This is a genomic window from Collimonas silvisoli, assembly GCF_018305005.1.
Lineage (GTDB): Bacteria > Pseudomonadota > Gammaproteobacteria > Burkholderiales > Burkholderiaceae_D > Collimonas > Collimonas silvisoli.
Genome location: NZ_JAGQEG010000209.1, coordinates 1 through 2051, shown reverse-complemented (window position 1 = coordinate 2051; position 2051 = coordinate 1). Strand labels below are relative to the sequence as shown.

At 53.9% G+C, this 2051-nt stretch carries 2 protein-coding genes; both read right to left on the bottom strand.

Annotation, left to right across the window (positions count from 1 at the left end):
* The coding region (locus KHU33_RS25995; RefSeq protein ID WP_268907152.1) for an NAD(P)-dependent oxidoreductase at window positions 1-506 on the bottom strand (506 nt) is incomplete at its 3' end.
* 46 nt (window positions 507-552) lie between these two features.
* Complete coding sequence (locus KHU33_RS25990; protein WP_211468425.1) at window positions 553-1611, bottom strand: LacI family DNA-binding transcriptional regulator; 1059 nt, start codon at window positions 1609-1611, stop codon at window positions 553-555.
* Between the last annotated feature and the right edge of the window lie 440 nt (window positions 1612-2051).

The window sequence follows — 2051 nt, the reverse complement described above, 5'->3', positions numbered from 1 at the left end:
GCCGACGCGATTTTGGTGAGATATACGGCAATCGTGCCGTAGCCGACTATGCCTAGCGTCGCTCCGCGCAGTTCGCGCCCCATTCGGATATGCGGCTCTTCGCCGCGCCGATATGCGTAGCTGGTGCGGCTGATGTCACGGCTCAGGTCAATCATGACGCCGATGATCCATTCAGACACCGAACCGGAAAATCCTGGCGTAGCTCGTGTGACGAGTACGCCGTTGCGGTTGGCCGCTTCGACATCGATATTGCGGATGTCGACAGCGCAGCGGCAGTAGGCAAGCAAATTCGGCAAGTTGTCGAACACTGCGGCAGGCACTTCGGGAATTCGCGACGACACAATGATCTGGCAATTCTGCGCTTGCCGTATCAGGTCTTCCGGCGTCATCGGTGCGTCGCTGCGGTTGAGGCGCACGTCAGCAAGCATCTGCAATTGTGCAAGTGCATTGTCACCGTAATAGTGGGGTAACGATTGCGGCGAGTAGGCGAGAAAAATAGTAGTCATTCTTGCTTAATACAAGGGTTATGGAAATTTAGGGACTATCCCGGTGCTAAACAGATACTGGAGTGGGCGCCGGCGGCGCACCGGCTGAGCCACGCATGATCAAACTCGGTTCGAACAGAAATTCCTCAGGCGCAAGCTGAGGCTGAGACAGTCGCAGCATGACGCGCTGCACCATCGTTTGCGCCATCTCTTCAATCGGCAATCGCACCGTCGTCAAGGGTGGATTGGAGTATTTCGAGAGAATCAGATCGTCTATACCGATGACGGAAACTTGTTCAGGGACTGATAGACCCGCATTGCGCAGACCGGCCATCAGACCGATCGCCATCATGTCGTTGACGGTCACGACACCGGTCGGAGGGTGCGGTTGATCCAGCAAATGTGCCGCCATTTCATATCCGAGCTCGGCCAACGCCGAATCGGCGTACTCGGCACTACCGGGACCATCAATGATTTGTGCCGAATTCTCCAGGCCGGCTTCTTGTGCGGCAGCCAGGAAACCAGCGATTTTATTGGTGCGACTGTTGGTTTTGCTGGCCGGACTGAGAAACGCCAGGCGGGTATGGCCAAGCTCGATCAGATGGCGGGCAGCCATGAATGCGGCACGGAAGTTGTCCGGCGAAACATGATCGATGAAGGAATTTTCGTCAGGATACGCACGACGGTCATAGCTGACCACTGCCAGCCCGCGACTGATCGCTGCGTCCATATATCGTTCGTCGGTCCAGGACGATACCAGGATGACCGCACGGACGCCGAACGACATCAGATCATCGAACATGCGGCTTTCCTGATCCTTGTCGCGATAGGTATTGCCGAGTAATACCCGATAGCCATATTGCTCTTTGGCTACCGATTCGATCTGCAAGGCCAGATGCCCGTACATCGGGTTCGCGGTCGACGGCACCAGCAGGCCGAGCATAGGGATATGTCCCGTTTTAAGCTGCCGGGCAATCTGGTTCGGATGATAGTCGAGTTCGCGGATCGCAGCCTCTACGCGTTCGAAGGCTGCGGCTCCGAGGCGATCGGTTCTGCCGTTGAGAACATTGGATACCGAGCTGACGGAAACCTTCGCCCGCGCAGCGACATCTTGAATGGTGGTCATTGGTTCCTGTTTAAGCGGGGGTGCATCATGCGGGGTAGTGCCAAGGATAACACTGTGAAAAGGACCAAAAATATCAGCATGGCAAGTAGCAATGCAAGATAGTTGAACATGAGGCGAGCCACATCTTCAGCTTTAGTGCCGGATGAAGCAGGTCACAAACCGACCCAGGTCGAACGGACGAGAAAACAAGTCCAGTCCAGCCCATCGTAATCACCATCTTGATCGTACAACCATAACTCCAGCAGGGCGGTGCCCATGATCTAACTACCAGTGATCATCGTACCGACGGCATCGAATTCCCGAGCTTGAGTTGCCTTATTGCAACATTATAAAATTGTCCTACGGTAATATTATTTCCCTATTTTCTTCCTGTGCTAGAATTAGTAAATCGATTTACTAAATCGATTTACAAGATATTATTTGCACCAAAATGTGTCAAG

Coding starts and splice junctions, on each gene's coding strand:
- KHU33_RS25990 (WP_211468425.1), bottom strand. CDS start 1,611: ATGACCACCATTCAAGATGTCGCTGCGCGGGCGAAGGTTTCCGTCAGC.